Genomic DNA, 26,410 nt, shown 5'->3' on the forward strand with positions numbered 1-26,410 from the left:
GTTGCCTCGCAACCCTTTACCGGTCACGTACAAAAGGATCAAAAACGTTGACTTATGATCAAGAAACTGGCGGGTGAAACCTGGAAGCCCCTGACGTTTACCGGATATAAACAACTCCGTAACCGATACGCCCTCTCGAGCCACGGACGCATTGCGTCCTACCGCGAAGACCCGCTCGCGGACGGCAAGCTCCTCAACGGTTCGGTGACCACGGGCTACCGCACACTCAACCTGCACCGCCCCGACAGCAAAGGCACGCTCTACATTCACCGCGAGCTGGCCAAGCTGTACCTGAAGCGAAACGGGCCGAAGTATGCCTACGTGATCCACAAGAACCACGACAAACTCGACAACAACATCAAGAACCTGAAGTGGGCCACCCTCGAGGAAATGATCGAGCACCAACAGGGCTCGCCAGCCAAGCTTGCCTACAAGGAAAAGCAGGCGAACCGCACCGTGGGCCTCAAGCTCACGGCCGCGCAGGTGCGCAAGATCAAGGAGCAGCTCAACAGCGAACGGCGCAAGCTGACGATCCGCCAGCTGGCCGAGAAGTACGACGTCAGCGAAATGACGCTGTACCGCATCAAGAGCGGGGAAAACTGGTCGAGGGTGTAAGCCCCCTGTCCCCCGAAGGGGGCACTTAGATTGGGACTGTTCTTTCGGTCTTGTTCGATAGTTGAAAATTTAATGTAGAAAGCCCCGCTAAAGCGGGGCTTTCGTATGAACAACTTTAGGATGGTTTCAGGGAGGAAAACATCTTCCACCTAAGTGCCCCCTTCGGGGGACAGGGGGCCTCACGCCTTCGGCTTCAGGTATTCCGCGTACCGCCTGTTCATCAATTCAATATACTCCGAAATGGGGCCGAGGCCGAGCGCGGCGCGACGGTTGTCGAGCTGTGCGGGATCTTCCACGGGGCGGGGCTCGAAAGAAGTGCTGTCGGCGTTGAGGCGTACCTGTGTGCCGTACCACTGCGGCTGCCCGCCGTTGACCAGCACGCGGTCCTGCAGCCAGGCGAGGTGGCGGGCGGGGGCATTCTGGCGGGCCACCTGCTCTTTCAACAGGCCGAGGGCGCGCCGCTGCAGGGCGGGGTCGCCGTCGGCGGCCTGCAGCAGGTTCCAGAAGTGCTCGCAGGCATCGGGGCCTACCTCGCGCAGGCCGGGGTAGCCTTCGCGGTCGAGGAGGCCGCGGAGGGCGGCATGGCGGGCCTGGTGGGTGGAAAGCGCTGCCAGCCGTGGCGGCGCCTCCGGGCCGCGTGCCGCGGCCCACATCGAGTCGATGCGGCGGGCCAGCCCGGGGCGCGAAGGCTCCTGGGCGCCGGCAAGCAGGGGCCCGAAGACGAGGAGCACGAAAAAGCGGGGCAGCGAACGGGGCATGCAGCGGCCTTTTTGGGTTGGTTAAGATACGGCTTTTGCCGGCGGGAACCGCCGTCTGTCGCACGGCGGCAACAAAATGTACCGAAGGCTACACAAAATCGGGCCCCGGGCGCTCAAAGCGCCGCGATAGAAAAATGGAAGGGTATTTGAAATCTCTAGGAAGAATTGCCGTTGCTGATCTGTGAAGCTGACACTATGAATCAAGAACTCCACCATATTGACCTGGAGAGCCTGGTGCGCATGCACCAGACGGCCTCCTTCCGCCTGCAGGCGGCGCTGCTCAACGGCGCTACCTGGCAAGAGGTGCAAGACCAGCGGGAGCTGGTCACGGAGCTGTCCATCGCCATCCAGCGGCGCCGTAGCCGGCGCACGCACCCCGCCGCCAATTCAGGCCGCTCCGCTCCCAACCAGCAGCCGGGCGCACCAACCGGCGAAGCCGGGGCCTGAGCACCGCATTTTTACGGTTGGACACACGTAGTTCTACGCATTCTCCCGAAAAAATGACCCGCTGAAGCCAGTGGTTTGGCCACTTTAACCGTTTTTGCATCGATAAACGGTGATTTGTTCGTAAAATTTGCCGTGAAACAGTACTTTAGAACTACATGAAGGTGATTGAATTCAACAAAACGGAACTGGCTATCATCAAAATGATCTGCAAGCAGTACACGGCCAAGGAAATGGCCGATAAACTCGGACTGAGCTTTCGCACCGTCGAGGAATACCGGGGCACCATCCAGAAGAAGGTGAAGGCCCGCAACCTCGTCGGCATCGCGCTTTACGCCGTGAAGCACGAGCTGGTCAAAGTCTGACCCTGACTGCCCGCATCGCCCTGGAACGCCAGCCGTTCCCTCCGGGAAAACCCTTATGTTTTTTCCGACGCGCTCTGCATCCCCATTCCTGAAGCTTGCCGCCGGCACCGAAGCCGGCTTTTTTACGCAGCGGCCGCAGGCAGCCGCTCATCGCGACGGCGCTCAGGCGCAACGGCGCGACGTAACGTTTGTCACTTCCACCTGTCTACCCGGTGCCATCGCGCCGCTCCCACTTCCCACTTCCAGCCTTACCCGAACGCGTGTGTGCCCTTCAGGAAAAATATTTTGTCCGCAAAAAGAACCTATCGTAATATTGCGATAGATATGGGAGCCACCAAGTCATACGAATTCACCGCGAAAGAAAACCGGCTGGCGCGCTACGCCAAAGCACTCGGCCACCCGGCGCGCGTGGCCATCCTGCAGCTGCTGGCGACCAAACAAACCTGCGTATGCGGCGACATCGTAGACGAGCTGCCCCTGTCGCAAAGCACCGTATCGCAACACCTCAAGGAACTGAAGGAAGCGGGCCTCGTGCAGGGCGAGATCGACGGGCCGCGCACCTGCTATTGCATCAACCCCAAAGAATGGAAAGCCGCACAGGCCTTCCTCAACGAACTGTTCGATACGTGGAAAGGCGGCAGCAGCTGCTGCTGATTTTTTTTGACCCAACTCATCGTGATATTACGATAACCATAAAACAAATACCATGGAACCGCAAGATGTAAAAGACCTCGTTCGCCGCAAATACGCGGAGATCGCCCTGCAGGACAAGGAAACCAACGCCGCCTCCTGCTGTGGGGCGGGGGGCTGCTCCACCGAAGTGTACAACATCATGGCCGACGACTATACGAAGCTCGAAGGTTACCACCCCGACGCCGACCTGGGCCTCGGCTGCGGCCTGCCCACCGCTTTTGCGCGTATCAAGGCCGGCGACGTAGTGGTAGACCTCGGCAGCGGCGCCGGCAACGACGCCTTCATCGCCCGCCACGAGACCGGCGACAGCGGCCGCGTGATCGGCATCGACTTTACCCCCGCCATGATCGAAAAAGCCCGCCGCAACGCCGCCGCCCGCGGCTTCGCCAACGTGGAATTTTTGCAGGGCGACATCGAGCAGATGCCCCTCCCCGACGCCACGGCCGACGTTGTCGTAAGCAACTGCGTGCTCAACCTGGTGCCCAACAAAGCGGGCGTGTTCCGCGAGATCTTCCGCGTGCTCAAACCCGGCGGCCATTTCTCCATATCCGACATCGTGCTGCTCGGCACGCTGCCGCCCGCCATCCGCGAAGCCGCCGAGCTCTACGCCGGCTGCGTATCGGGCGCCATCCAGAAAGAGGAATACCTCAACGGCATTAGCGCCGCCGGGTTCACCGGCCTGCAGCTGCAAAAAGAAAAGACCATCCACGTGCCCGACGACATCCTCCGCCGCTACCTGTCGGACGAAGCCATCGCCGCGTTCCGCGCCTCGGGCACGGGCATCCTCAGCATCACCGTATACGCCGAGCGGCCCCAGGCAGCGGCTTGCTGCGCACCGGGCTGCTGCGGGAACTAAAAAGGGTTTTGAAGGTTTTGGAGGTTTTGAGGGTTTTGAGGGTTTTGAGGGTTTTGAGGGTTTTGAGGGTTGCTTCGCTTGCGCCAGCGACCCCGCTGCGCGCGGTGAGGGCAAAGGATTTTCCGGCATCCGCAACGATGCGTACTGTAAAAACCGTCACGGAAAAATATAGGAAATGAGGAACAAATGGCTGGCAGAAGCCTTGGGTACGTTCGCCCTGGTGTTTTGCGGAACAGGCGCTATCGTCATCAACCAGGAGACGGGAGGGGCGGTCACGCACGTAGGAGTGGCGATGACCTTCGGACTGATCGTCCTCGCGATGATCTACACGCTCGGCGACGTATCGGGGGCGCACCTGAACCCCCCGGTCACGGTGGCATTTACGGTGGCCCGGCGCTTCCCGCTACGGCAGCTGCCCCCCTATATCCTGAGCCAGCTGGCGGGAGCCTTCGGGGCCAGCGGGCTGCTTCGCTGCCTCTTCCCCGCCAACGGGCATTTGGGCGCAACGCTGCCCGCGGGAAGCGCCGCGCAGAGCTTCGTGCTGGAGTTGGTGCTGACGCTGATCCTGGTGCTCGTGATCGAGAGCGTTGCCACCGGGCCCAAAGAGCGCGGCACACAGGCCGGCCTGGCCATCGGTGCCACCGTGATGCTGGAGGCGCTGTTTGCCGGCCCCATATGCGGCGCCAGCATGAACCCGGCCCGCTCCCTGGCGCCTGCGCTCGTATCGGGTCATACGGAGCACTTATGGATTTACCTTACCGCGCCTTTCCTCGGAGCCGGCACCGCGGTTCCGCTAGGGCGTTTTTTAAACTTGAAAAGCTGATCCCATGCGCATCGCCCTCTTCTCCGACATCCACGCCAACCTCCCGGCCCTCGGGGCCTGCCTCGCCGCCATCGACGCCCAACAACCCGACGCCGTGTATTGCCTCGGCGACCTCGTAGGCTACAATGTCTGGCCCAACGAAGTGATCGACGCCATCCGCCGCCGCGGCATTCCGGCGATCATGGGCAACTACGACCAGGGCATCGGTACGGGCAGCAACGACTGCGGCTGCGCCTACAAAACGGACGCTGAAAAAGCGATGGGGCAGGTGTCGATCGCCTATACGAACTCCGTGGTGACGGAGGCGTCGCGCGCGTACCTCCGCACGCTGCCGGCCCACATCCGCGTGGAGTTCCGCATCGACGGCCAGCCGCTGATGCTGTTGCTCGTGCACGGCTCGCCGCGGCGCATCAACGAATACCTGTTTGAAAACCGGCCCGAAAAGAGCCTCCTGCACCTCATCGAAGAAGCCGGCGCCGACATCCTCTGCTTCGGCCACACGCACCAGCCGTACCACCGCGTGCTGCACGACGCGGCAGGCCGCCCCCGCCACGCCGTCAATACCGGCTCGGTGGGCAAACCCAAGGACGGCGACCCGCGCGGCTGCTTCGTGCTGCTGACGATCGACCGTACTTCTACGGTGCAGGTGGAATTCATCCGCTTCGAATACGACGTGGAGAAGGCGGCGCAAGCCATCGAAGAAAGCCCGTTGCCCGGGGCGTATGCGGAGAAGTTGAGGAAGGGTTTTTAGAAAGGTTTTTAGGGTTCTTAGGGTTTTGATGGTTTTGAGGGTTCTTAAGGTAGACGGTTCAGGAGGTTTAGGGGGTTAGTAGGTTTCGAGGGAGCGACGCGAAGCGTCATTGCGAGTGAATAGCCTGCCCCGCGCCAAGCGGGGAAGCAAACTCCTCCGTTACGCAAGCTGCTCCCGCGTTGAAAGAGTTCGAATGGAAGTTGTCGCAAGGAGGGACTAGCTCTCAGGTTGTGGAGTTTGCTTCCCCGCTTGGCGCGGGGCAGGCTATTCACTCGCAAGGACGGCCTCCGGGCCGTCGCGCAAGCAACGTCAACCACAAGAACCCTAAGAACCTTCAAAACCCTAAGAACCCTAAGAACCTTCAAAACCTTAAGAACCCAAAAAGAAAAGAGGCCCGAAGGCCTCTTTTCTTTTGATTCTTTTACGCTTATGCGCCGGTAGCGGACGTGCCGCTGGCGGCTTTCGCGCGGGCCGCGCGCTGGGTCACGGTCTGCCGGTATTCTTCCGTAAGTGCGTTCATCTTCAATACGGTACCTTAGTCAAAATGAGCGGCGTTGAATGTATTGAAAACTGCAGTTTTTGAAGACTATATGGCCGGAGGCGGATCCACTAAGCCTTGGCAAATGCGCCTTGAAGATGCATCAGGTGAACAGATAGCTTATGTGGTAAAGATGTTCACGCAGCGGCATGTAGACCAGACCCATGCGATTGGCAAAGAAGCCATCGGAAGTATTTTGGCCCGGGAGTTCGATTTGCCCGTCCCTGAATTCGGATTCGCCGATTTTACCCTAGAGTTTATTCGGCATGGCTTGAGCGAAGGATTGAGAAAAGAATTGAACTCGAAGGCGAAAGGATTGAAGTTCGCTTCGAGAATGGCTAGTGGCCGCCCCTTAGCTACGGCCGGATTGCCAACCCGCTTTTTGAAGGATTACGATATGGCGAAGGTCTATGCTTTCGATGTAATGATCTATAACGTAGATCGGACCTTTGATGGAAAACAAAACCTCCTGATCAATGACGAAGATTTCCTATTAATTGACCATGAACTCTGTCTTCCTTTCATAAACCAAGGTAACTTCCCATTTTTTCGACGTGTATTAGACAAACTAAACAATGGTGAAATCATCTTTCCCTTTCAAAGGCACCTATTTTACCCGTATCTGAAAGGGATGCGAAAAAGCCAGCGGAGCAACCCTTTTGATGAGTTTATAGTCTATCTTAATATTTTGGACCTAGCAAAAATCCAAGAGGCATGCCGTGCTTTGGGAGTACTTGGGATAGCTGTTGGGGAACAGAAATTGCTGTTTGAATATCTTAGCGCATTGAAAAGAGAAAGTCATCAGTTCGGAAAACTGTTATTGGGAACGATATCATGACAACAAATATCTACACATATAGCCTATTGCAATACCGCCACTCTCAAGCTCTTGGCGAGGTTTTGAACGTAGGTTTACTTGTTTATTTCCCAGTTTCGAACAAATTACATTTTCTCCATCCAGATCGTCTTGCACGCTTACGCTTGGCATACTTAGATGTTCCGGAAAAAACGATCCGAGCGTACTTCCAGAAATTTAATGCAGTTATAGAACGATATAACAAGTCGGTGGACTTATTCGAAATAAAAGCGGATAATTTAGATGCTTTCATTAAAACGCAATTATTGCCAGAGGACGCAAGTTCTTTGCAATTTGGCGCTTACAGAACTGGTCTCTTTTATTCTGGATCACCTGAAAAAATACTAACTCAACTTTATAACCTATACTTCATATTCTTTTCTGATAAAGTTCAAAGCAAACAGAGGCTCGACGATCAATATTTGTTACGCCAATACAAGCAGCTTCTTAAAAATATTGAAAGTGAGTTAGGAGTTTCTGAAACCGACAAGTTGAAATTCGACGTTGTTATACCTGCAAACGATAGTTTCAAATTTCGTTTTGACGTCGGTTGGCACAAAGACGACTTTCACTTGGTAAAGCCTTTAAGTTTCGATTTAAACAGCCGAGAAAGCGTGCAGGCGAAGGCATTACAGTATTTTGGACAGTTCACTGGTTTGGAGCATATTGCTGATAGAAACAATTACCAGTTTGACCTTTTGATTGCACCGCCCTCTGATAAAGCGCTTTTTAAAATATTCGATGCTTCCATCAAATTATTAGAGGAGCCTAAACATGTCCAATTGATTGAACAAAAAGATTTGCAATCATACTCTCTTCAAACGATTTCAGCGATCGCTTAATCCGTATCAAACAGATTTTCAATGCTGGAACCCCAAACCCTAAAGTACTTAAGCGCCCTCAAAAAGAACAACAACAAGGAATGGTTCGATACGCACCGCACGGCCTACGAGGCGGCGCGGATCGACTTTTCCAATTTCATCCAGCTCGTGATCGACGCGCTGGCCAAGCACGATCCGGCCATCACGGGGCAGTCGGCGCGGGGCTGCCTGTTCCGCATCAACCGCGACATCCGCTTTTCGCACGACAAGACCCCCTACAAGAGCAACTTCGGGGCTTCCATCAAGCGGGGTGGCCGCAAGAGCGGCTTCGCGGGCTACTACTTTCACCTCGAGCCCGGCAACCACTCTTTCATCGGCGGCGGCCTCTGGATGCCCGAAGCGCCGCGGCTCAAGGCGATGCGCCAGGAGATCGATTACAACTGGAGCGAGTTTGCTGGGATCCTCGCCGCCAGGCCGTTCAAAAAGACCTTTACCGACCTCTACCAGGGCAACGACCAGCGGCTCAGCACGATGCCCAAGGGGTATGAAAAAGACAACCCCGCGGCTACGTACCTGAAGCTCAAAAGCTTCATCGCCGAAACGACCGTGACGGATGAAGAGCTGACCAAAGCATCGCTGCACAAGAAGACCGTGGAGGCTTTTGTTGCGCTGAAGCCGCTGCTGGATTTTATCAATAGAGGGCTGGAGTAAGCCGCAAGCGGCCGGGGGTTTCACGCGGCGGCGCGGCGGCGGGCGACGCGGCGGCTTGGCAGGCTGTGCGCAGCGTACCATCCGGCCTGTTAATCGCACCCCGTCGGCCAGAGCAGGCGAGGCGTTCACGCGGCGAAAGGCGACGCAGCGGCTTGACACATTTTTTTATGATGGGAAAAACAACAGAAAAACGTGTTGGTTTTCACCTTGGCGCGTCGGCAGTTGGTTGCAGTTTGCAGCAAAAAACAATGACGAAGCCACTTACTGAAAACGAACTGGTTGACATCATCCTGGACTGTTCGTTTAAGATCCATCGGCAGTTAGGTCCCGGTCTTTTAGAAAGCGTTTATGAAGAGATCCTGGCCTATGAGCTGAGGAAACAGGGTTTGTTCGTGGAGCGACAAAAGCAGGTTGGGCTCCGCTGGGAAGAATTGTTCATCCCGCGCGCCTACCGGGCTGACCTGATCGTAAATCATACGGTGCTGGTGGAATTGAAGTCAGTCGCCGAACTACCCAAGGATTACTACAAAGTGGTCATGACCTACCTGCGCCTGAGCCAGCTGAAACTGGGCTTACTGATCAACTTCAACGCTCCCTATCTAAAAGACGGCATCCGCCGCATCGCCAACAATCTATAAAGACAGCACAGCGTCTCCCACCATGAAAGACCTCGCCGCGTCGCCTTTCGCCGCGCCGCCGCGTGAAACCGCCCTCGCGCCTGCGCGGCCTGAACCCCATTCAACTCTTTTGCACGCCGTTTGTTTCCCTATCTACAAACGAACGCTATGTCTAAAGTCTGGTTCATCACCGGCGCCTCCAGCGGGTTGGGTGCCGCCCTGGCTGCCGCTGTGCTCGAACGCGGCGATGCGGTGGTCGCCACCTTCCGCAAGCCGGCGCAGGCCGAAGCCTTTACGCGGCAGGAGCCGGGGCGCACGGCCGGCGTGCTGCTCGACCTGAACGACCAAGCCTCCATTCCCGCCGCGGTACAGGAAGCCATCGATCACTTCGGGCACATCGACGTGCTGGTGAACAATGCCGGCTACGGCAGCATCGGTGCCATCGAGGAATTCACCATGGAAGAGATCCGCGCGCAGTTCGAGACCAACTTTTTCGGTATGGTGGCCCTGACGAAAGAAGTGCTGCCGCTGCTGCGCCGGCAGGGGAGCGGCCACATCCTGCAGCTGTCGTCGGCGGCCGGCATCAAGGCCACGGCCGGCTTCGGGATATACAATGCCAGCAAGTTCGCGCTCGAGGGCTTCAGTGAGGCCCTGGCGCAGGAAGTGGCGCCCTTCGGCATCCGCGTCGTCATCGTGGAGCCGGGCCCCTTCCGCACCCGGTTTGCCGGCACCTCCGTGCAGCTGGCCCAAACGCGCCTCGACGAATACAAGACCACGCCGGTAGCCCAGATGTACCACTACATCCAGCACGTCAACGGGCGGCAGGAAGGCGACCCGGTGAAGGCCGCCCGCATCCTCGTCGATTATGTACACAACGGCAACACCCCCCTGCGTCTACCCCTGGGCAAGCATCCCATCGACGTCATCAAGGCGAAGCTCCGATCCGTGCAACAGGACCTCGAAGCCAATGAGGGCCTGGCGAAGAAAGCAGTGTTCGGGGAAGGTTCTTAAGGTTCTTAAGGTTTTTAGGGTTCTTCGGGTTGTGGGAACCTTCGGAATTTCCGGTGAAAAAAACAGACAGGGGCGGGAAAAATCCCATGTTGGATCAAGTTGGCGATCGTACGAGCTTGAATAGATTTGACGATGCCTACTTTCAAACGTTTTGAAGAGATCATTGCCTGGCAATTGGCCAGGGAGCTTTGTAAGGAAATATACCGCATCAGCCAAGAGACCGGGCTTTGCAGGGATTTCAAATTGCGCGACCAGATTAACGCATCTTCAGGGTCAATCATGGATAATATTGCCGAAGGCCATGGCCGCGGCGGAAATAAAGAGTTTATTCAATTCCTGGAAGTCGCCCACGCATCGGGTGCAGAAACACAGTCGCAGCTGTACCGTTTACTGGATAAAGATTATATCCAGAAGGACGAATTCGACCGCCTGTACCAACTTGCCGGGCGCGCGAAAAAAGCGATCATCGAACTGATCAAATATTTAAGCGGAAGCGACCTGCGGGGTCCCAGGTTCAAGTAACCCTGCGCCCCGCCCTCCACAAAAACCTTCAAAACCCTAAAAACCCTAAAAACCCTAAAAACCTTTCCCAAGAAGGTTGTTCGCTAAAAGATACTCCGCAATCTGCACCGCGTTGGTGGCCGCGCCCTTCCGGAGGTTGTCGGATACGATCCACATATTGACGGTGTTGGGCTGCGTTTCATCGCGGCGGATGCGGCCCACGAAGACCTCGTCTTTTTCATGCGCCCACAGCGGCATCGGGTAGAGCTGCTGCGCGGGATCGTCCTGCACCACCACGCCGGGCGCCTGTGAAAGCAGGTCCCGTAGTTCTACAAGGTCGTACTCGTTCTCGAACTCGATGTTGACGCTCTCGCTGTGGCCGCCGACCGTAGGAATACGGACCGTGGTGGCCGTCACGCGGATGGAGTCGTCGCCCATGATCTTCTTCGTTTCATTGACCATCTTCATTTCCTCTTTCGTGTAGCCGTTGTCCATAAAGACGTCGATCTGCGGCAGCGCGTTGAGGTCGATGGGATACTTGTACGCCATGGGGCCTTCCTTGCCGGCGCGCTCGTTCATCAGCTGGTCTACGGCCGCCTTGCCGGTGCCGGTCACGCTCTGGTAGGTGCTCACCACCACGCGCTTGATGCGGTATTTGTCGTGGAGCGGCTTCAGGGCCACCACCATCTGGATGGTGGAGCAGTTGGGGTTGGCGATGATCTTGTCGCCGGCCTTCAGCACCGAGGCGTTCACCTCGGGCACCACCAGCGGGCGGGCGGGATCCATACGCCAGGCCGAGGAGTTGTCGATGACGGTGATGCCGGCCTCCGCAAAGCGCGGCGCCCATTCCTTAGAGGTATCACCGCCGGCGGAAAACAGCGCCAGCTGGGGGCGCGCGTCGATCGCGTCCTGCATCGACACTACCTTGAAGGGCTTTCCTTTAAAGGTGATCTCCTTGCCGATCGAGCGCTCGGAAGCCACCGGCAGCAATTCGGTTACGGGAAAATTCCGCTCTTCCAGCACTTGCAACATCTTGGTGCCTACCAGCCCGGTGGCGCCTACCACGGCGATCTTCATGTTTCAGGGAGTTAAGGAGGCAAAGTTAATCCTTCGGCGGGCTCAGGGTGACAAAGGGTTTTTCCCTCCGCCATGGCGGGACAAGCTGCGAAGTGAAGAAGAAAAGAAGCGGTTTGCTAAGAATTGGTGAGACGTCAGCCGTGAGCGCTGCTCACCGTCCCGTCATTGCGAGAAGGGCAGCGTGAAGCGCTGACCGACGAAGCAATCTGCTTCATCCCCGGACCTGCTGCCCGGAAAGGCACCAGGTGGGGGCAGTGCCCGCAAGGTGGGGCAGATTGCTTCGGAGGCTTCCGCTTTCAGCGTCTGCCTCCTCGCAATGACGGACCAGAGGGGGCCCTTCGCGGAACGCCTTATTCTCTTTTTTCCTTCGCGGTTCCGACGCTTTCTCCTTTCTCCACCTTGTTATTCCCACCAGCTTTTCTTCAGGAAAATACCATCAATTCCGGTGGAAAAGCTCTTGTTATTGTCCTCCCGCCCGCCGCACTTTTACAGCAACCGAAACACCATGCGACTGCCGTTGTTAACCTTACTCCTGCTGGCCGCCTTCGCCGCCCAGGGCCAGCTGAGCGAAACCTTTGCCGACAGCAACTTTACCGCGGCCCCACCCTGGACGGGCACCGGCGGCGCCTGGCTGGTGAATGCGCAGCGGCAGCTCCAGAGCAGCTTCAGCATGCCCAACAGCAGTTGCTACCTGAGCACACCCAACAGCCTCGGCACCGATGCCGAATGGACGCTCTGGCTCCGCCTTGCCTTCGCCACCTCGTCGGTCAACTATGCCGACATCTGGGTGCTTTCCCGCGACAGCATCCCGGAGGCGCCGGGCAATACCGGCTACTTCATCCGGGTGGGCGGCGCCCAGGACGACATTTGCCTCTACCGGAAAGACCCGGCCGCGACGGTAAAGCTGATCGACGGCCCCGATGGCGCCACGGGTGGCAGCGACAACCGCCTGCGCCTGCAGCTGGCGCGCTCGGGAGGCACCTTTTACCTGCGGCATATCCCCGACGGCGGCGCGCCGGTCGCCGACGGGCAAGCTGCCGACGCCACCTACTTAAGCACCCGGTTCTTTGCCCTGCTGCTGCGCCAGAGCACTTCCTCTTTTTTCGGGAAACACTACTTCGACGACCTGCAGATCGCGCCGTTTGTGCGCGACAGCACCCCACCCGCGCTCGAAAACATAGGCGCGCCCAACGATTCGACCGTAGAAGTACGGTTCAGCGAACCCATCGACCCGGCTTGCGCGGTGGCGGCGAACTTCCACCTTGCGGGAATGGGCGCGCCCCGCTCCGCTACGACCGATCCCGCCGACGGGGCGCTGCTGTACCTGCGCTTCGCCACGACGTTGCCCGCCGACACGCCACTGCTGCTCACCGTACTCCACATCCTCGACGCCTGGGGCAACGAGTTGCTGCAGGACACCGACCGGTTTTGGTACCACCCGCCGCGCCCGCACGACCTGCTTATTACGGAGCTGCTCGCCGACCCCGATCCGCCGCGCGGCCTTCCGCCTTTTGAATTCGTGGAAGTGTACAACCGCAGCACCTTCCCGATCGCCCTGCAGGGCTGGCGCGTCGGTACCGCTACGGCGCTGAGCGGGCCCTTTCCGCGTCTGTGGCTCGCGCCGGACAGCTTCCTCCTGCTAACGTCGACCGCGGGTGCCGGCGCGCTCCGGAGTTTCGGCACAGCGGTGGGCCTCAGCGGGTTCCCGGCACTGGATAACGATGGCAGCCTGGTACAGCTGCGCTCCGCCGACGGCCGCAGCATTCACGCGCTTACCTACGACCGGAGCTGGTACCGCAGCGCCTTTAAAGACGACGGCGGCTGGAGCCTCGAGCTGATCGACCCACACAATCCCTGCGCGGGAGGAGACAACTGGCGGGCTTCGGAAGATGGGCGTGGCGGCACACCCGGTGGACAAAACAGCGTGGCCGGCAACCACCCGGATGGCGATGAACCCGTGCTGCTGCGCGCATACGCAAACGACAGCCTGCACCTGGTGGCTGTCTTCAGCGAGCCACTCGATAGCAGCGCACTGCGGAATGCCCTCTTCAGCATCCAGGACGGACCCGCGGTGCAGGTAGCGCACGCGCTGGCGCCGTTGTTTCATTCCGTAGAACTACAACTGGCAACGCCGGTGCAGCGGGGCCGGGTGTATATGCTCTCCGTTTCGGGCGCTGCCGACTGCAGCGGAAATACCGTGGGCACGTCTAATCAAACACCGGTAGGCCTTGCAGAGGACCCGTTGCCCGCGTCGGTTGCGATCAACGAATTGCTGTACCAGCCGGCCACCGGCGGTTCGGAATACGTGGAGCTCCTCGCGCTGACCCAAACCGTTGACGCCGCGGGCCTGTACCTCGCAACAAGGGATGCGGCAGGAGCATTGCGTACGCCGAAACAACTGAGCGCGGTGCCCCTGTTCTTCTACCCCGGCGAATTCCACGTGCTGACAGGCGGAGCAGCTGACGTTGCCGGGCGCTACCATGTAGCAAGGGCCGCCTGCCTGCACGAAGTCGCCGGGCTGCCCGCGCTGTCCGACGACGGGGCGACGCTGGTGCTCCTGAATGACCGCGGTGTGGTGCTCGACGAGGTGCCTTACAGCCCCAAGTGGCAATTCGCGCTGCTCGATGACACCCACGGCGTGGCCCTGGAGCGCCTCGATGCAACGCGGAACGGGGCAGATGCGCACAACTGGCATTCCGCTGCGCAAACGGCCGGCTTCGGCACCCCGACGGCGCGCAACTCACAGGTACCCGGCGGCGAAGCCGAAGGCTTGTTCACCGTGATGCCTGCGGTGATATCGCCCGACAACGACGGCTACGACGATCTGGCTATTATCAGCTACGAGTTGGAGGAGAGCGGCTACGTAGCCAGCCTGACCCTGTTCGACGCCCTGGGCCAACCGCAGCGGCGGCTCGTACAGAATGCATTACTGGGCCGTTCGGGCCGTTGGACCTTCGACGGGCTGGACGACAAGGGACAACGCCTGGCGGTGGGCAGCTACCTGCTTTTCGCGGAGTTGTTCGACCTGGAGGGGCGGAGAAAAGTGTTCAAGCGCGCAATCAGCATCGCACGCAAATTCCATTGAGCGGCCGCAGCGGAGTAAACTGCGTGCCTTTCCGTTACTAGGTATAGTACGGGCTGATCAGCCAATACACAACCGGGCCCGTGACGGCCACGTAAAACCAGATGGGCCAGGTGATCTTCGCCAGCTTCCGGTGGCGCGCGTTTTCGCCGATAAGGGCGCGGTACGCTGTAAACAGGATAAAGGGAAGGATAACGGCTGCCAGCACAATGTGGGTGCCGAGGATGAAATAATACACGTAGCGGATGGTACCGGTGCCACCGAACTTCGTCTCGGCCGCCAGCAGGTGGTGCGCGATATAGGAAACGAGAAAGAGGATCGACAGTACCATGGCGGTCAGCATAATCCGCTTATGGAGGTCGTAGCGTCGTTGTTTGGCCGTTACGATACCGGCAAGAAGCAGCAGTGCCACGACGCCGTTGATGAACGCATTCACTTTGGCGAATACATGCACGTCAAAGCCAGGGTTTACATCGAGCTTCACGCGGCCCAGGATCACCACGGCGGCGAACACGACAAAGGAGACGAGGTAAATGAGCGTTCGGGCGCGCTTGTCATTTTTGCCTAGGGTGAAGGCCATGTCGTTGCTTATCTTTTTTCAGGAAATAAAACAGAGCGGTCAGTCCGCCGATAACGGCAAATACGAGGATCGCAAGGGTCTCGAGCTTGCCTGCGAACACGCTTTTCGACTTCGGGTCTTTCTCGAGCGCCACCAGGATGATGTCGCGGGAAAGGCGGCCTACGTCGGCGGTGTCGAGGCCGTGGTAGTAGCCGCGGATGTTGCGGTTCTTATCCAGCAGGATCATCCGGTCGGAGTGGATAAAGCTGGTATCCTGCCCTTCGCCGTCCTGCGCGAGCACTTTGAGGTGGTTGATGGAAAGATCGTAGATCTGCTTTTTGTCGCCGGTGAGTAGCCACCAGCGGTCGGGGTCGATGCCGAAACGGTCGGCCCAGTGCTTCAGCGCCGCGACGCTGTCGCGCTCGGGATCTACCGAAATGGACAGCAGGTGCACGAATTTGGCCTGCTGGTCGCCCACGCGCTGACCGCTGCTGAGGCCGTCCTGCAGGCGCTTCATGTTCTCCGTCATCCGCGGGCAGATGGTTGGGCAGTGCGTGAAGAAGAAGTCGATCACCACCACTTTGTTGCGCAGCGTGTCGTCGTCGCTGAGGCGTGCGCGGAGCGAATCCCAGGTGACGACCTGCCCGAGCTGGTTGGTGAGGCGAAAGTCGGGCACGCGATGCCACAGGGTATCTTCCTTTTGCTTGCCGTTGACCATGCGGGTGCTGACGCTGTCATAAATGTAGCGGCGCGGCATGGGCGTTACGTCCTTACTGTATTGCTTCACGAGGAAGTAGCCGACCAGGGGCAGGGCCAGCGCCATAAGCAGTCCGAGAAGAGCCGTTTTATTCACGGTAGTGGAGGTTGGAGCATGAGCGAATGAGGTGGGCAATGGCCATAAAAAAAGCCATCGCCGCAAAGGTAGCGCGGCGATGGCTTTCCGGAATGTGAAAGCTGCGTTATTGCAGGCCTGTATGCGTTGTATCGGTGTTGTGCACTTCGTGGTGCTGCGTCGTTTCCTGGTAGCGCTTGTCGTAGCGGTTGCGAAGGGAACGGTACGAGTTACCGTCCCAGAGGAATGCGGCGATGAACCAGACAAAGAGCAGCAGCGGCATGATGATGGTCATGATCATGTTGCGGATCTCGTCGCCGAGGTGCATAAAGACCGAAACGATGTAGAAAGCTTTGGCCAGTGTCAGGATGCACACCACGCCTTTGAACAACAGCACCAGGAACGGGTTGGGTTCGGCGCCTTTGTGCAGGGTGTAGAGCAGCAGACCGATGCCCAGCTCGATGATCGTGATAACGGAGAGCAGGATCGTGGTCTTTTTCACCCGCGCGCGGAACGTCGCCTCGTCGGCGTGATCGTGGTGAAAAGTGATCTCGGGGCTATGCGTATTGCTATGTGTATTGTGTGCCATGATTACAGTTTAAAAGGTTTCGGATTATACCAGGTAGAAGCAAAGGAATACGAATACCCATACCAGGTCTACGAAGTGCCAGTAAAGGCCGGCTTTCTCGATCATGAGGTAGTGGCCGCGCTTCGCGAAGACATTGTTCTGCGTCATGAGCAGCATTACGATGTTGATGATCACACCGGAGAATACGTGGAAACCGTGGAAGCCGGTAATACCGTAGAAGAAGCCGCCGAAGGCAACGGGGCCCGTGGCACGCACGTGGAGCTCGTTGAGGTCGATCATGCCGCGGAGCTGCGTGTCGCTGAGGGCCAGCAACTGCTCGTGGCTCATGTTCTCGTGGTGCATGTGCGCCAGGTTGGCCAGGCCCTCGTGCGAGGTGTTGGCCAGCGCCTGCGTCAGCACGTTGCCGTCGTGGATGGCGGCGCCCCAGGGGTTTACCTTGGTGGTCTGTCCTACCACGTCGAGGACGCCGTTGGTCAGCACGGCATGTTCGCCGGTGATGAGGTGATGCCACTCCCAGGCCTGGCAGCCGAGGAAGGCGAGACCACCAATAATGGTCCAGATGAGCCACTTGGCCACACCTTTCTTGTCGTTGTTATGACCGGCATGTACGGCCAGCACCATCGTCACCGAGGAGATGATGAGGATGAAGGTCATCACCGATACGAAGGCCAGCGGCAGGTTGGTGTGCCCTGCGCCGGGGAAGGCGTTGAACACCACGTTCGGGTCGGGCCAGAAGTTTTGCGAGAAGCGGATGGTACCGTAAGAGATCAGGAACGCGCCGAAAGTAAAGGCGTCACTCATCAGGAAGTACCACATCATCAGTTTGCCATACTCGAGGTTGAAAGGGCTTCGTCCGCCCCCCCACCATTGCTTTCCCGTTACGACAGCAGTTTGAGCCATATGTTCTGTTTGTAGTTTGTAGTTGGTGGTCTGTAGTTGGTTCAAAACACAAACCGGTTTCAGTTTTTTTTAGCGGAGCCTTCGTTTGTTGCCTATGGCGCTTGCGCAACCACAAACTTCAAACTACAAACTCTAAACTTTTCTTTAGCCGATCCACACGAAGAAGACCAGCAGGTAGAGCCAGAGGATATCCACAAAGTGCCAATACGTTGCCATCACTTCCACCGGCACCACGTTGTAGCTTTTGGTCCTTCCGAAGAAGGCCCGGCCAAAGACAACGGCCAGCGCTACGATGCCGCCGATAACGTGCACGGCGTGCAGCCCGGCGATCGCGTAGAGAAACTGTCCCGCACCAGCGCCGTTGAATTGTACGCCGTGGTTCCAGAGCCATTGGAAGCCTACCCACTGCAGCACCACGAAAGCAGCACCGAGCACCAGCGTTGCCACCAGGAGCGAGCGGTAGCGGCCAAACGCGCGGGCGCGGAACGCACGCAGCGCCAGGTGCATGGTGAGGCTGCTCAGCAGGATCGCGGCCGTGGAGCCCCAAAAAGCCTTCGGCATCTGCACCTCCACCCAGTTGGCCTGGTTGCTCTTCACGATGTAGGCGGAGGTCAAACCGGCGAACATCATCAGGATGCTCCCGATCGCCACCCACATGGTAAACTTGTGCGGATGAATCTTTTGTTTTTGCGGCGTCGTACTCACAGTTACCATTTCATGGTTGTTTATTGGTTAATCGGTCTATTGGTTCATTGGTAATCTGTTACCTACCAGCAAGCCAAACCCGTCAACCTGTTTATATATCACTCTTCACTTATCAACTACACTTATCAACCTGTTATCTTATCCGCCAGCAATGCCAGGAGCACTACGGGCAAATGGGCATAAGAGCTGAACATCACCCTACGTCCTGCTTTTGCATCATTCTCGCGGTACAGGCGGATGCACTGGAACACGAGAAAGAGGTTCATCAACGTTACGATCACGAGGCTTACCGTACCGGTGAGGCCGATGTAGTAAGGCAGCGCGCATACCGGGATGAGCAGCAGCGAATAGATGATCGTTTGCAGCGCGGTGAACTTCGTGGGGCCTTCGGCGCTCGGCAGCAGTTTGAAACCGGCAGCCGTGTAGTCGCGGTGGGCCACCCAGGCAATCGCCCAGAAGTGGGGAAACTGCCACAGGAACTGGATCGCGAAAAGCACCCAGCCACCCACGTTCGACTCCACGTGTCCGTTCACCGTGTAGGTGTCGAAAGGCGCGAACACGCCCGAGCCGGCGACCCAGCCGATGAGGCAGGGCAACGCACCCGGGAAGGCACCGACAAACACCGAGATGGCATTCACCTTTTTCAGCGGCGTGTAGATGAAGGCGTACAGGAACAGGCTGAAGGCGGCAATGCCGGCCGATAACCAGTTGAAGTACCAGCCCAGGATCGCCACACCGATTGCTCCGGTGACGATCGCAAAGGCCCAGCCCTCCGTCACAGACATCCGGCCCGAGGCGACCGGCCGCTTGGCCGTGCGCTTCATCTTGGCGTCCGTATCCTTTTCCACCACCTGGTTGATCGCGTTGGCGGCGCCCGTCACCAGCATTCCGCCGATGAAGAGCAACACGCTGCGCCACCAGGGGCTTTCGTAAAGCTCGCCCACCCGGGGCACGAGCAGGAAAGACACGACGCTGGAAAAGACCACCATGATGCTCAGCGAAGGCTTCATCAGCTGCAGGTAATCCTTCAGCCGGTTACTTTTCAAAGCCTCCCCTGTTTCCATCTGTAGTGTTGCGGTTTGCAAACGATCAATTTCAAATAACTAATCACACAGTTTCATTCACACGTGTCAACGGTTTTTCCCGTCAACGGTATTAGTGCTTTGTTTCGTGGGCACCAATGGTCTCGGTCTGCGGGATAAACTCGCGACCGTCTTTGCTGTAGTCGTACGCCCAGCGGTGTACTTCCGGGATCTCGCCGGGCCAGTTGCCGTGGCCGGGGTTGATCGGCGTCGTCCACTCAAGGGTCGTAGCGCCCCAAGGGTTCAGGCTGCGCACTTTACGGCCTTTGAAGATCGAATAGAAGAAGTTGAACACGAACATGAGCTGCACGGCGAATACAATGATCGACACCACCGTGATCATCTTGTTCAGGTCACCGAAGTGGTTGAACGAGGTCCAGAGGCGCAGGTCCAGGTAGCGGCGGGGTACGCCGGCGAGGCCCTGATAGTGCATCGGCCAGAAAATCAGGTAAGCGCCGCCCAGTGTCACCCAGAAGTGGATGTAGCCGAGCGTATTGTTAAGGTAGCGGCCGAACATCTTGGGAAACCAGTGGTAAACACCGGCGAACATGCCGAAGAAGGCCGATACACCCATTACAATGTGGAAGTGGGCGATCACGAAGTAGGTGTCGTGCAGGTGCATGTCGAGCGTGGAGTTACCCAGCCAGATGCCGGTAAGACCACCCGAGATGAACAGGCTCACGAAACCGATGGCGAACATCATCGCCGGCGTGAAGCGCAGGTTACCGCGCCAGATGGTGGTGATCCAGTTGAACACCTTGATAGCCGACGGAATGGCGATCAGCAGCGTGAGCAGAACGAAGAAGGCGCCCAGGAACGGGTTGAGGCCCGTAACGAACATGTGGTGCGCCCACACGAGGAAGGCCAGGATGGTGATGGCGAAGATGGAACCGACCATGGCCATGTAGCCGAAGATCGGCTTGCGGGCGTTGACCGACATTACTTCCGATACCAGTCCCATCGCGGGGAGGATGATGATGTATACTTCGGGGTGACCGAGGAACCAGAACAAGTGCTGGTACAGGATCGCGCTACCGCCTTCGTTGGGCAGCACCTGGCCGGCCACTACGATGTCGCTCAGGTAGAACGAGGTACCGAGGTGACGGTCGAACAGGAGCAGGATGAAGCCCGAGAACAGTACGGGGAAGGAGAGAACGCCGAGGATCGCGGTAAAGAACAGCGCCCAGATGGTCAGCGGCAGGCGCGTCATGCTCATACCCTTGGTACGCATGTTCAGGATAGTAGCGATATAGTTCAGGCCACCGAGCAACGAGCTCACCACGAACATGGCCATCGAGACGATCCAGAGGTCCATACCGATCTTGGAACCGATCGATGCCTGGGCGAGGGCCGACAGCGGCGGGTAGGCCGTCCAGCCACCGGAAGCGGGGCCGGTCTGCACAAACAGCGAAGAGAACATGATAACGCTGGCCAGGAAGAAGAACCAATAGGACAGCATGTTCATAAAAGGCGACGCCATATCGCGGGCACCTACCTGCAGCGGAATAAGCAGGTTCGCAAAGGTTCCCGACAGGCCGCCGGTGAGAACGAAGAACACGAGCACGGTACCGTGCATGGTGATCAGGGCGTAGTAGAATTCGGGCTGGATCTGGCCGCCTTTGGCCCAGTTGCCGAAGAACGTCTCCAGGATGGGAAAGCTTTCATCGGGATAAGCCAGCTGCAGGCGGAACAGCACCGAGAACAGACCGCCAACGATTGCCCAGAGCATACCTGTGATCAGGAACTGCTTGGCAATGGTCTTGTGGTCCATGCTGAAGATGTACTTCGAAATGAAGGTCTCCTGGTGGTGGTGACCGTGGTCGCCATCGTGGTGATGGTCGGCATGGAGTGCGCCATGCGCGGCATCAGCCCCTGTCTGCACGTTGTGGTGTGTATGCTCGTTCATATCGTAAGCTCTTTAGAAAGGAGGATTCTGAAAAAATTATCGTTTGAGAGAGGCGATCGGCTTCGTGGTGTCGGCAACGGCCTTTGTAGCGGTATCGCCGGCAACTTTGTTCATCTTACCGGGCTCAGCGGCGGGAGATTGCTTAGCGCCATCCATAAAGGCAGTGTACTGCGGCTGCTTCGTGGCGATCCAGGCATTGAACTCTTCCTGCGTTTCAACCAATACGGTGCCGCGCATGGAGAAGTGTCCTTTACCGCACATCTGGTCGCAGGAGATCTCGTAGTTGAAATCAGGACCATACTTATCCCGCATTTGCTTCGTCGTCCACTTCGGCGTGAACCACATGGTGGTCGGGATACCGGGTACAGCGTCCATCTTCATCCGGAAGTGTACCAGGCCCACGTCGTGGATCACGTCTTTGGCATTGATCACAAACTTAACCGGCTTGCCTACTACGATGTGTACTTCACCGGTGGTATAGATGTCGTCGTGGTTGGCCGGGTCGGACCAGATCTGTCCGAGCGGGTTGGCGGTAGCTTCGTTGATCTCCTTGTAGTAGCGTTTACCAAACTGGCCGTCCTTACCGGGGTAGCGGAACTCCCAGTTGAACTGCTTGCCCCATACTTCGACCACCTGTGCGTCTTTCGGAGCGTCGCCGGTAATCTGGAACCAGTAGTACAGACCGAAGCCAACGAGGATGGTGAGCGTGATGGCGGGAATGACCGTCCAGATAAGCTCCAGCTTGTTGTTGTGCGGGTAGTAAAAGGCTTTGCGGCCTTCTTTTTCCTGGTACTTGTAAGCGAACCAGAACAGCAGCACCTGGGTGATGACGAATACGATACCGGTGATGGCGAGCGTGATCCAGAGCATGGAGTCGATGCGCTCACCATGGTTGGAAGCGGCTTCACCCAGGATCTTTCCTTTCAGGCGCTCGTTGCAATACCATACGCCGATGAGGCCGGCGATCAGGAATGCCAGGAGGAGGAAGGCATTGATCCGGTTGTTTTCTTTTCGCGTTTTCTCCTCACCCCGCAGGATGGAGACATACTCGCTGGCCTTGGCGATCTGGAATACGATCACAAATCCCAAAATCAGCGCTATTACAATCCAGGAAATCGACATATCGTTAATCTTGATGGGTTCTTATCGGCCCATGCCCCTTTCGGAATGCATGTGCAAATTTCGTTATAAGTGCTGCCTTGCGGCGCGTTTTCTTGGTTAACAAACACCTAAGAAAAAGGGTCCCTGCGGGACCTTTCGGGTCCTTAGGTATGGTGCACGATGCTCTCCTTGAGGAACGGGTGGTTCCGGGCGTAGAGCGGGTGCCGGGCGAGGCTCTTGGCAGTCACGAACATGATCAGACCCACAAAGCCGAGGGCGATGCCGAAGTCGGCCAGCATGAACGGAACATGGTCTTCCGAGATGCCGGGGAATACCATCTGGTAGAAGTCGAGCCAGTGGCCGAACAGGATCAGGACGGCCATCAGCGAGATGGTGCCGTAGTTGCGCTTCGAGCCGCGCTTCATCAGGATAAGCAGCGGGGCCAGGAAGTTGATGATCAGGTTCAGGAAAAACACACCCCGGTACACGCCATGGATGCGGGGCTTGAAGTAAACGGTTTCCTCGGGGATGTTGGCGTACCAGATCAGCATGAACTGCGAGTACCACAGGTAGGTCCAGAAGATCGAGAAGGCGAACATGAACTTGCCAAGATCGTGCAAGTGCTCCTTGGTTACGAGTTCCAGGTAGCCGCTGTTTTTCAGGTAAACCACAAACAGGGTAATCAGCGCCAGGCCGGCAACGAACGAGGAGGCGAAGGTGTACCAGCTGAACATGGTGGAGTACCAGTGTGCGTTGATCGACATCAGCCACAGCCAGGGCGTGCTCGAGAGCACGGTCAGGGCGAACAGTACGATGAAGTGGGCGGCGCGGACGGTGTTGGTCCATTGGTAAGCCTTTGCTTCTTCGGGGTTGAGCGGGCGGTCATCGATGGAGCGCGACAGGTGGCGCATCCGGCGGCCGAGGAACCACCAGCCGGCGATGGTGATGATGGTCCAAACGGTGAAGAAGGTGCTGTTGAGGAAGCCCGACTTACCCTTGAGGATCTCGTCGTGCTGCACGTGCTCCTTGTCGGTCCAGTGGTAAAGGGCGTGGTCGCCGCCGTAGGTGATGGCCAGCAGCACCAGCAGGGTAATGACACCCAGCACCGGTACGCAGGTGGAGATCGCCTCGGTTACGCGGCGGAAAGACATCTGGAAGCCGCCCCAGGCGAGCGTCGTGGCGCAGATGAAGAACATGACCGCATTCACTACCAGCAGGAAGTAAACGCTGTTCTGCAGCAGCGAGCCCCAGAAGCGGGCGCGCTCGTGCACGGCATGCTCATCGTTGCCCGAAGTCATTCCATGCGTCACAAATAAGATGATGAGCGACAGGATACCGATCCCCATGAGTGCCATGGCGAGGGTATTGTATCGTTTGGTTACTACAAATTGCTCTCGTAAAGCTGCCATTATCTCTTAGTTAAGTCGTCAGTTTATTTTTTTGCGTTGTTCACCACGGGCGTTGCCGGGCCGTTGGCGGCGGGAGTGGCCGGAGCCGTGTTGGCGGCCGGGGCGGCGCTGGTATCGGCGGTGGCTGCGGCTGCGGGACCTTGCTTGCTGCGGATGTAGTTAATGATCCACCAGCGCTGCTCGGGGTGCACCTGCGAAGCGTAAGAGCCCATCTGGCCTTTGCCGTAGGTGATCACGTGGTAGATCTGGGCGTCGGACAACTTCTTGGTGTAGTCGTCCATAAGGTTACGCGGGGCTGCCGGGAAGGGGCCGTCGCCACCTTTCCAAAGCGGACCGTTCCCATCGAGGCCGGTGCCGTGGCAGATGGCGCAGTTCACCTGGTAGAGGCGCTGGGCTTCTTTCTGCTGGACGGGCGTGATGGTAGCAGGCTGTGCGGGGCTCTTATAGCTGATGGCCATGTTGTAGCCGGTGTCGCCTGCAGGGAGCGCAAACGGAAAAGCGTCGCCGCGGGCGATGGAGCCCGGCACCGGCATCCCGTTGTACTGGGCACCACGCGCCTTCAGGTTGTGGTCTTCGGGCTGGTTGTTGTAACCGTAGGCCTCGTAGGCGCGGCTATAGTACATATCGGGCATGTAGGCGTCGCCGGGATCGTTCCCGTGGGCACCGCCACAGCCGGTGAAGCTGAGCGCGCCTGCAATGAGTCCTGTGAGAAGCAATACTTTTTTCATCGTTCCTGTTTTATCCGGCAACAGCCACTTCGTTGTTGTAGAGTTTTTGTTCCTTGTCGTAGCGACCGAGCCACCAGCCGGTCTCTTTGTTCATCACTTCCACGCCCTGGCCGCCGATGCTCTGGAGGAAGCTCACGATCTCCTGCTCGTTCGAACGCTCGTTGAGTTCGATGGCCATGGTGAACGTATCGTCGGTGGAGCGGAGGTTGAAGTGGTCTTTCTTTACGAAAGGCGCCAGCTGGCAGAGGTAGCAAAAGGTCAGTACCATGCCCACGGCCGCAAAGAGTACGGTCAGCTCGAACATGATGGGAATCCAGGCCGGCAGCGAAAAGTGCGGCTTGCCACCAATGTTGAGGGGCCAGTCGGTCGTCAGCGTCCAGGTAATGAAGCTGAAGGCCGTAGTGGTGCCGGCGATGCCGTATACGAATCCGGCGGTGTGCAGGCTCGTGTCGCGCAGGCCCATGGCGGTGTCGAGGCCGTGGATCGGGAAAGGGGTATATACGTCGTGGATCTTGTAGCCGGCTTTGCGCACCGCCTTGATTGCGGGAAACAACACCTGCTCATCATAGAAGTTACCAACAACAAATTTCTTGATCGGCATAAGTTCTTAATTTCTTAGTGATGTGCGTGTTCGTGCACAAAGTGTTCTACGGACTCCTGTTCCACCGGCGTCATATCTTCTTTGTACCGATCGCCGCTCTTCTTCAGGATGTGCTTGATCTCCGCGATGGCGATCACCGGGAAGTATTTCGAGAACAGGAAGTAACAGGTAAAGAAGAGACCGAACGTACCCATGTAGAAGCCGATCTCCCAGATGGTCGGGGTGTAGTAAGGGCTCCAGCTCGAAGGCAGGTAATCGCGGTAGAGCGAGGTAACGATGATCACGAAGCGCTCGAACCACATACCGATGTTTACGAGGATCGACATGAAGAAGGTCACGAGGATGTTGCGGCGCATTTTGCGGAACCAGAAGATCTGGGGCGAGATCACGTTGCAACCCATCATCAGCCAGTAGCTCCAGCCGTAGGGCGAGGCGAGGTTCACACGGTTTTGCTCGAAGGCGAACCATTCGTACTTCACACCCGAGTACCAGGCCATGAACAGCTCGGTGAGGTAGGCGATACCTACGATCGAGCCGGTGAGCACGATCACCTTGTTCATCACGTCGATGTGCTCGATGGTGATATAGTCTTCCAGCTTCAGCACCTTGCGGGTAATGAGGAGCAGGGTTTGTACCATCGCGAAGCCGGAGAAAACGGCGCCGGCCACGAAGTAGGGCGGGAAGATGGTCGTGTGCCAGCCGGGGATTACCGAGGTGGCGAAGTCGAAGGATACGATGGTGTGTACCGAAAGTACCAGCGGGGTGGAGAGGCCGGCGAGTACCAGTGACAGAGCCTCGTGGCGCTGCCAGTGCTTGGTGGAGCCGGTCCAGCCGAAGGCGGCGGTGCCGTAGAAAGCCTTGCGCCACTTCAGCTTGGCCCGGTCACGCAGGGTGGCCAGGTCGGGCAGCAGGCCCGAGTACCAGAAGAGGAGCGATACGGTGAAGTAGGTAGAGATGGCGAATACGTCCCACAGCAGCGGCGAGTTGAAGTTCACCCACAGCGGACCGCGTGTGTTGGGGTAAGGCAGCGTGAAGAAGGCGTTCCAAACGCGGCCCATGTGGAAGATCGGGAACTGGCCTGCGCACATTACCGCGAAGATGGTCATGGCCTCCGCGGCGCGGTTAACGCCCGTGCGCCAGCCCTGGCGGAACAGCAGGAGGATCGCCGAGATGAGCGTACCGGCGTGACCGATACCGACCCACCACACGAAGTTGGTGATGTCCCAGCCCCAGCCGATGGTGCGGTTCAGGTTCCATTGTCCGGTACCGAACCAAACCTCGCGGCCAACGGAGATGACGCCGAAGCCGAGGAGGCCTACGGAGATCAGGAAGCCGATCCACCAGAGGAGACTGGGGCTCGTTTCTACGGGGCGGCAGATGTCCTCGGTTACCTGGTGGTAATCCTTGTTGCCTTCTACAATCGGTGGTCTTACCTGCGATTCGTACTTAAGTAATGCCATATTGTTTATCGTTCGGCCT

At 57.9% G+C, this 26,410-nt stretch carries 28 protein-coding genes; 14 read left to right on the top strand and 14 right to left on the bottom strand.

Translation table 11 applies throughout. The features are described from left to right. Positions 1-54 precede the first annotated feature (54 nt). Entirely contained in the window at positions 55-615 is a 561-nt protein-coding gene (locus E0486_RS08390) for an NUMOD4 domain-containing protein (RefSeq protein ID WP_131851713.1), read from the top strand. Positions 616-794: 179 nt separating this feature from the next. Here E0486_RS08390 and E0486_RS08395 read toward each other — a convergent pair whose 3' ends face one another. Beyond that, positions 795-1,373: a DUF6624 domain-containing protein gene (locus E0486_RS08395; RefSeq protein WP_131851714.1), complete on the bottom strand. Its 579-nt coding sequence runs from the start codon at positions 1,371-1,373 to the stop codon at positions 795-797. 195 nt (positions 1,374-1,568) lie between these two features. Between E0486_RS08395 and E0486_RS08400 the strand changes: the two genes are divergently transcribed. The 12 genes from E0486_RS08400 (at position 1,569) to E0486_RS08455 (ending at position 10,381) form a co-directional block, all read left to right on the top strand. Further along, entirely contained in the window at positions 1,569-1,820 is a 252-nt protein-coding gene (locus tag E0486_RS08400; protein WP_131851715.1) for a hypothetical protein, read from the top strand. Positions 1,821-1,975: 155 nt separating this feature from the next. Next, positions 1,976-2,182, top strand: a complete 207-nt coding sequence (locus E0486_RS08405; RefSeq protein WP_131851716.1) for a response regulator transcription factor — start codon at positions 1,976-1,978, stop codon at positions 2,180-2,182. 324 nt (positions 2,183-2,506) lie between these two features. Further along, on the top strand, positions 2,507-2,836 hold the full coding sequence (locus E0486_RS08410) for an ArsR/SmtB family transcription factor (RefSeq protein ID WP_131851717.1): 330 nt from the start codon (positions 2,507-2,509) through the stop codon (positions 2,834-2,836). A 52-nt stretch (positions 2,837-2,888) separates the two neighbouring features. Beyond that, positions 2,889-3,731 carry an arsenite methyltransferase gene (locus E0486_RS08415; protein ID WP_131851718.1) on the top strand — a complete coding sequence of 281 codons (843 nt, stop codon included), beginning with the start codon at positions 2,889-2,891 and terminating at the stop codon, positions 3,729-3,731. A 175-nt stretch (positions 3,732-3,906) separates the two neighbouring features. After that, on the top strand, positions 3,907-4,554 hold the full coding sequence (locus E0486_RS08420) for an aquaporin (protein WP_131851719.1): 648 nt from the start codon (positions 3,907-3,909) through the stop codon (positions 4,552-4,554). 4 nt (positions 4,555-4,558) lie between these two features. Beyond that, positions 4,559-5,305 carry a metallophosphoesterase family protein gene (locus E0486_RS08425; RefSeq protein ID WP_131851720.1) on the top strand — a complete coding sequence of 249 codons (747 nt, stop codon included), beginning with the start codon at positions 4,559-4,561 and terminating at the stop codon, positions 5,303-5,305. A 554-nt stretch (positions 5,306-5,859) separates the two neighbouring features. Then, positions 5,860-6,681 carry a HipA family kinase gene (locus tag E0486_RS08430; protein ID WP_131851721.1) on the top strand — a complete coding sequence of 274 codons (822 nt, stop codon included), beginning with the start codon at positions 5,860-5,862 and terminating at the stop codon, positions 6,679-6,681. Then, on the top strand, positions 6,678-7,541 hold the full coding sequence (locus E0486_RS08435; RefSeq protein ID WP_131851722.1) for a DUF3037 domain-containing protein: 864 nt from the start codon (positions 6,678-6,680) through the stop codon (positions 7,539-7,541). The genes E0486_RS08430 and E0486_RS08435 overlap by 4 nt, the downstream gene beginning before the upstream one ends. A gap of 21 nt (positions 7,542-7,562) precedes the next feature. Then, the gene (locus tag E0486_RS08440) at positions 7,563-8,231 is read left to right on the top strand and encodes a DUF2461 domain-containing protein (protein ID WP_131851723.1); all 669 of its coding nucleotides are present in this window, start codon (positions 7,563-7,565) and stop codon (positions 8,229-8,231) included. 248 nt (positions 8,232-8,479) lie between these two features. Further along, on the top strand, positions 8,480-8,869 hold the full coding sequence (locus E0486_RS08445) for a GxxExxY protein (protein WP_131851724.1): 390 nt from the start codon (positions 8,480-8,482) through the stop codon (positions 8,867-8,869). Between the two features lie 147 nt (positions 8,870-9,016). Further along, on the top strand, positions 9,017-9,859 hold the full coding sequence (locus E0486_RS08450; protein ID WP_131851725.1) for an oxidoreductase: 843 nt from the start codon (positions 9,017-9,019) through the stop codon (positions 9,857-9,859). Positions 9,860-9,991: 132 nt separating this feature from the next. Beyond that, the gene (locus E0486_RS08455) at positions 9,992-10,381 is read left to right on the top strand and encodes a four helix bundle protein (RefSeq protein ID WP_131851726.1); all 390 of its coding nucleotides are present in this window, start codon (positions 9,992-9,994) and stop codon (positions 10,379-10,381) included. A 54-nt stretch (positions 10,382-10,435) separates the two neighbouring features. On the opposite strand, the gene E0486_RS08460 is transcribed toward E0486_RS08455, so the two are convergent. Continuing rightward, the gene (locus E0486_RS08460) at positions 10,436-11,437 is read right to left on the bottom strand and encodes an aspartate-semialdehyde dehydrogenase (protein ID WP_131851727.1); all 1,002 of its coding nucleotides are present in this window, start codon (positions 11,435-11,437) and stop codon (positions 10,436-10,438) included. Between the two features lie 505 nt (positions 11,438-11,942). Between E0486_RS08460 and E0486_RS08465 the strand changes: the two genes are divergently transcribed. Continuing rightward, complete coding sequence (locus E0486_RS08465; RefSeq protein ID WP_165917249.1) at positions 11,943-14,522, top strand: lamin tail domain-containing protein; 2,580 nt, start codon at positions 11,943-11,945, stop codon at positions 14,520-14,522. 37 nt (positions 14,523-14,559) lie between these two features. Here E0486_RS08465 and E0486_RS08470 read toward each other — a convergent pair whose 3' ends face one another. The 12 genes from E0486_RS08470 to nrfD all read right to left on the bottom strand — a co-directional run bounded on the left by E0486_RS08470 (position 14,560) and on the right by nrfD (position 26,391). Then, positions 14,560-15,099, bottom strand: coding sequence for a DUF420 domain-containing protein (locus E0486_RS08470; RefSeq protein ID WP_131851729.1), 540 nt, complete (start codon positions 15,097-15,099; stop codon positions 14,560-14,562). Further along, entirely contained in the window at positions 15,074-15,931 is an 858-nt protein-coding gene (locus E0486_RS08475; RefSeq protein ID WP_131851730.1) for an SCO family protein, read from the bottom strand. The genes E0486_RS08470 and E0486_RS08475 overlap by 26 nt, the downstream gene beginning before the upstream one ends. A 106-nt stretch (positions 15,932-16,037) precedes the next feature. Then, positions 16,038-16,499: a cytochrome C oxidase subunit IV family protein gene (locus E0486_RS08480; protein WP_131851731.1), complete on the bottom strand. Its 462-nt coding sequence runs from the start codon at positions 16,497-16,499 to the stop codon at positions 16,038-16,040. A 24-nt stretch (positions 16,500-16,523) separates the two neighbouring features. Continuing rightward, on the bottom strand, positions 16,524-17,399 hold the full coding sequence (locus E0486_RS08485; protein WP_207906220.1) for a cytochrome c oxidase subunit 3: 876 nt from the start codon (positions 17,397-17,399) through the stop codon (positions 16,524-16,526). Between the two features lie 144 nt (positions 17,400-17,543). After that, positions 17,544-18,113 (bottom strand): cytochrome c oxidase subunit 3, encoded by a 570-nt coding sequence (locus E0486_RS08490; protein ID WP_243697404.1) that lies wholly within the window; start codon positions 18,111-18,113, stop codon positions 17,544-17,546. 116 nt (positions 18,114-18,229) lie between these two features. Further along, the gene (gene cyoE / locus E0486_RS08495) at positions 18,230-19,150 is read right to left on the bottom strand and encodes a heme o synthase (RefSeq protein ID WP_243697405.1); all 921 of its coding nucleotides are present in this window, start codon (positions 19,148-19,150) and stop codon (positions 18,230-18,232) included. A gap of 109 nt (positions 19,151-19,259) precedes the next feature. Then, positions 19,260-21,092, bottom strand: a complete 1,833-nt coding sequence (locus E0486_RS08500; protein ID WP_131851733.1) for a cytochrome c oxidase subunit I — start codon at positions 21,090-21,092, stop codon at positions 19,260-19,262. A 36-nt stretch (positions 21,093-21,128) separates the two neighbouring features. Further along, on the bottom strand, positions 21,129-22,214 hold the full coding sequence (locus E0486_RS08505; protein ID WP_131851734.1) for a cytochrome c oxidase subunit II: 1,086 nt from the start codon (positions 22,212-22,214) through the stop codon (positions 21,129-21,131). 143 nt (positions 22,215-22,357) lie between these two features. Then, positions 22,358-23,602, bottom strand: a complete 1,245-nt coding sequence (locus E0486_RS08510; RefSeq protein WP_243697406.1) for a quinol:cytochrome C oxidoreductase — start codon at positions 23,600-23,602, stop codon at positions 22,358-22,360. Between the two features lie 23 nt (positions 23,603-23,625). Continuing rightward, positions 23,626-24,330 carry a c-type cytochrome gene (locus tag E0486_RS08515; RefSeq protein ID WP_131851735.1) on the bottom strand — a complete coding sequence of 235 codons (705 nt, stop codon included), beginning with the start codon at positions 24,328-24,330 and terminating at the stop codon, positions 23,626-23,628. A gap of 10 nt (positions 24,331-24,340) precedes the next feature. Next, positions 24,341-24,931, bottom strand: coding sequence for a DUF3341 domain-containing protein (locus E0486_RS08520; RefSeq protein WP_131851736.1), 591 nt, complete (start codon positions 24,929-24,931; stop codon positions 24,341-24,343). Between the two features lie 14 nt (positions 24,932-24,945). Beyond that, the gene (gene nrfD, locus E0486_RS08525; protein WP_131851737.1) at positions 24,946-26,391 is read right to left on the bottom strand and encodes an NrfD/PsrC family molybdoenzyme membrane anchor subunit; all 1,446 of its coding nucleotides are present in this window, start codon (positions 26,389-26,391) and stop codon (positions 24,946-24,948) included. Between the last annotated feature and the right edge of the window lie 19 nt (positions 26,392-26,410).

Origin of the sequence: Flaviaesturariibacter aridisoli, from assembly GCF_004343705.1 — a bacterium.
GTDB lineage: Bacteria > Bacteroidota > Bacteroidia > Chitinophagales > Chitinophagaceae > Flavisolibacter > Flavisolibacter aridisoli.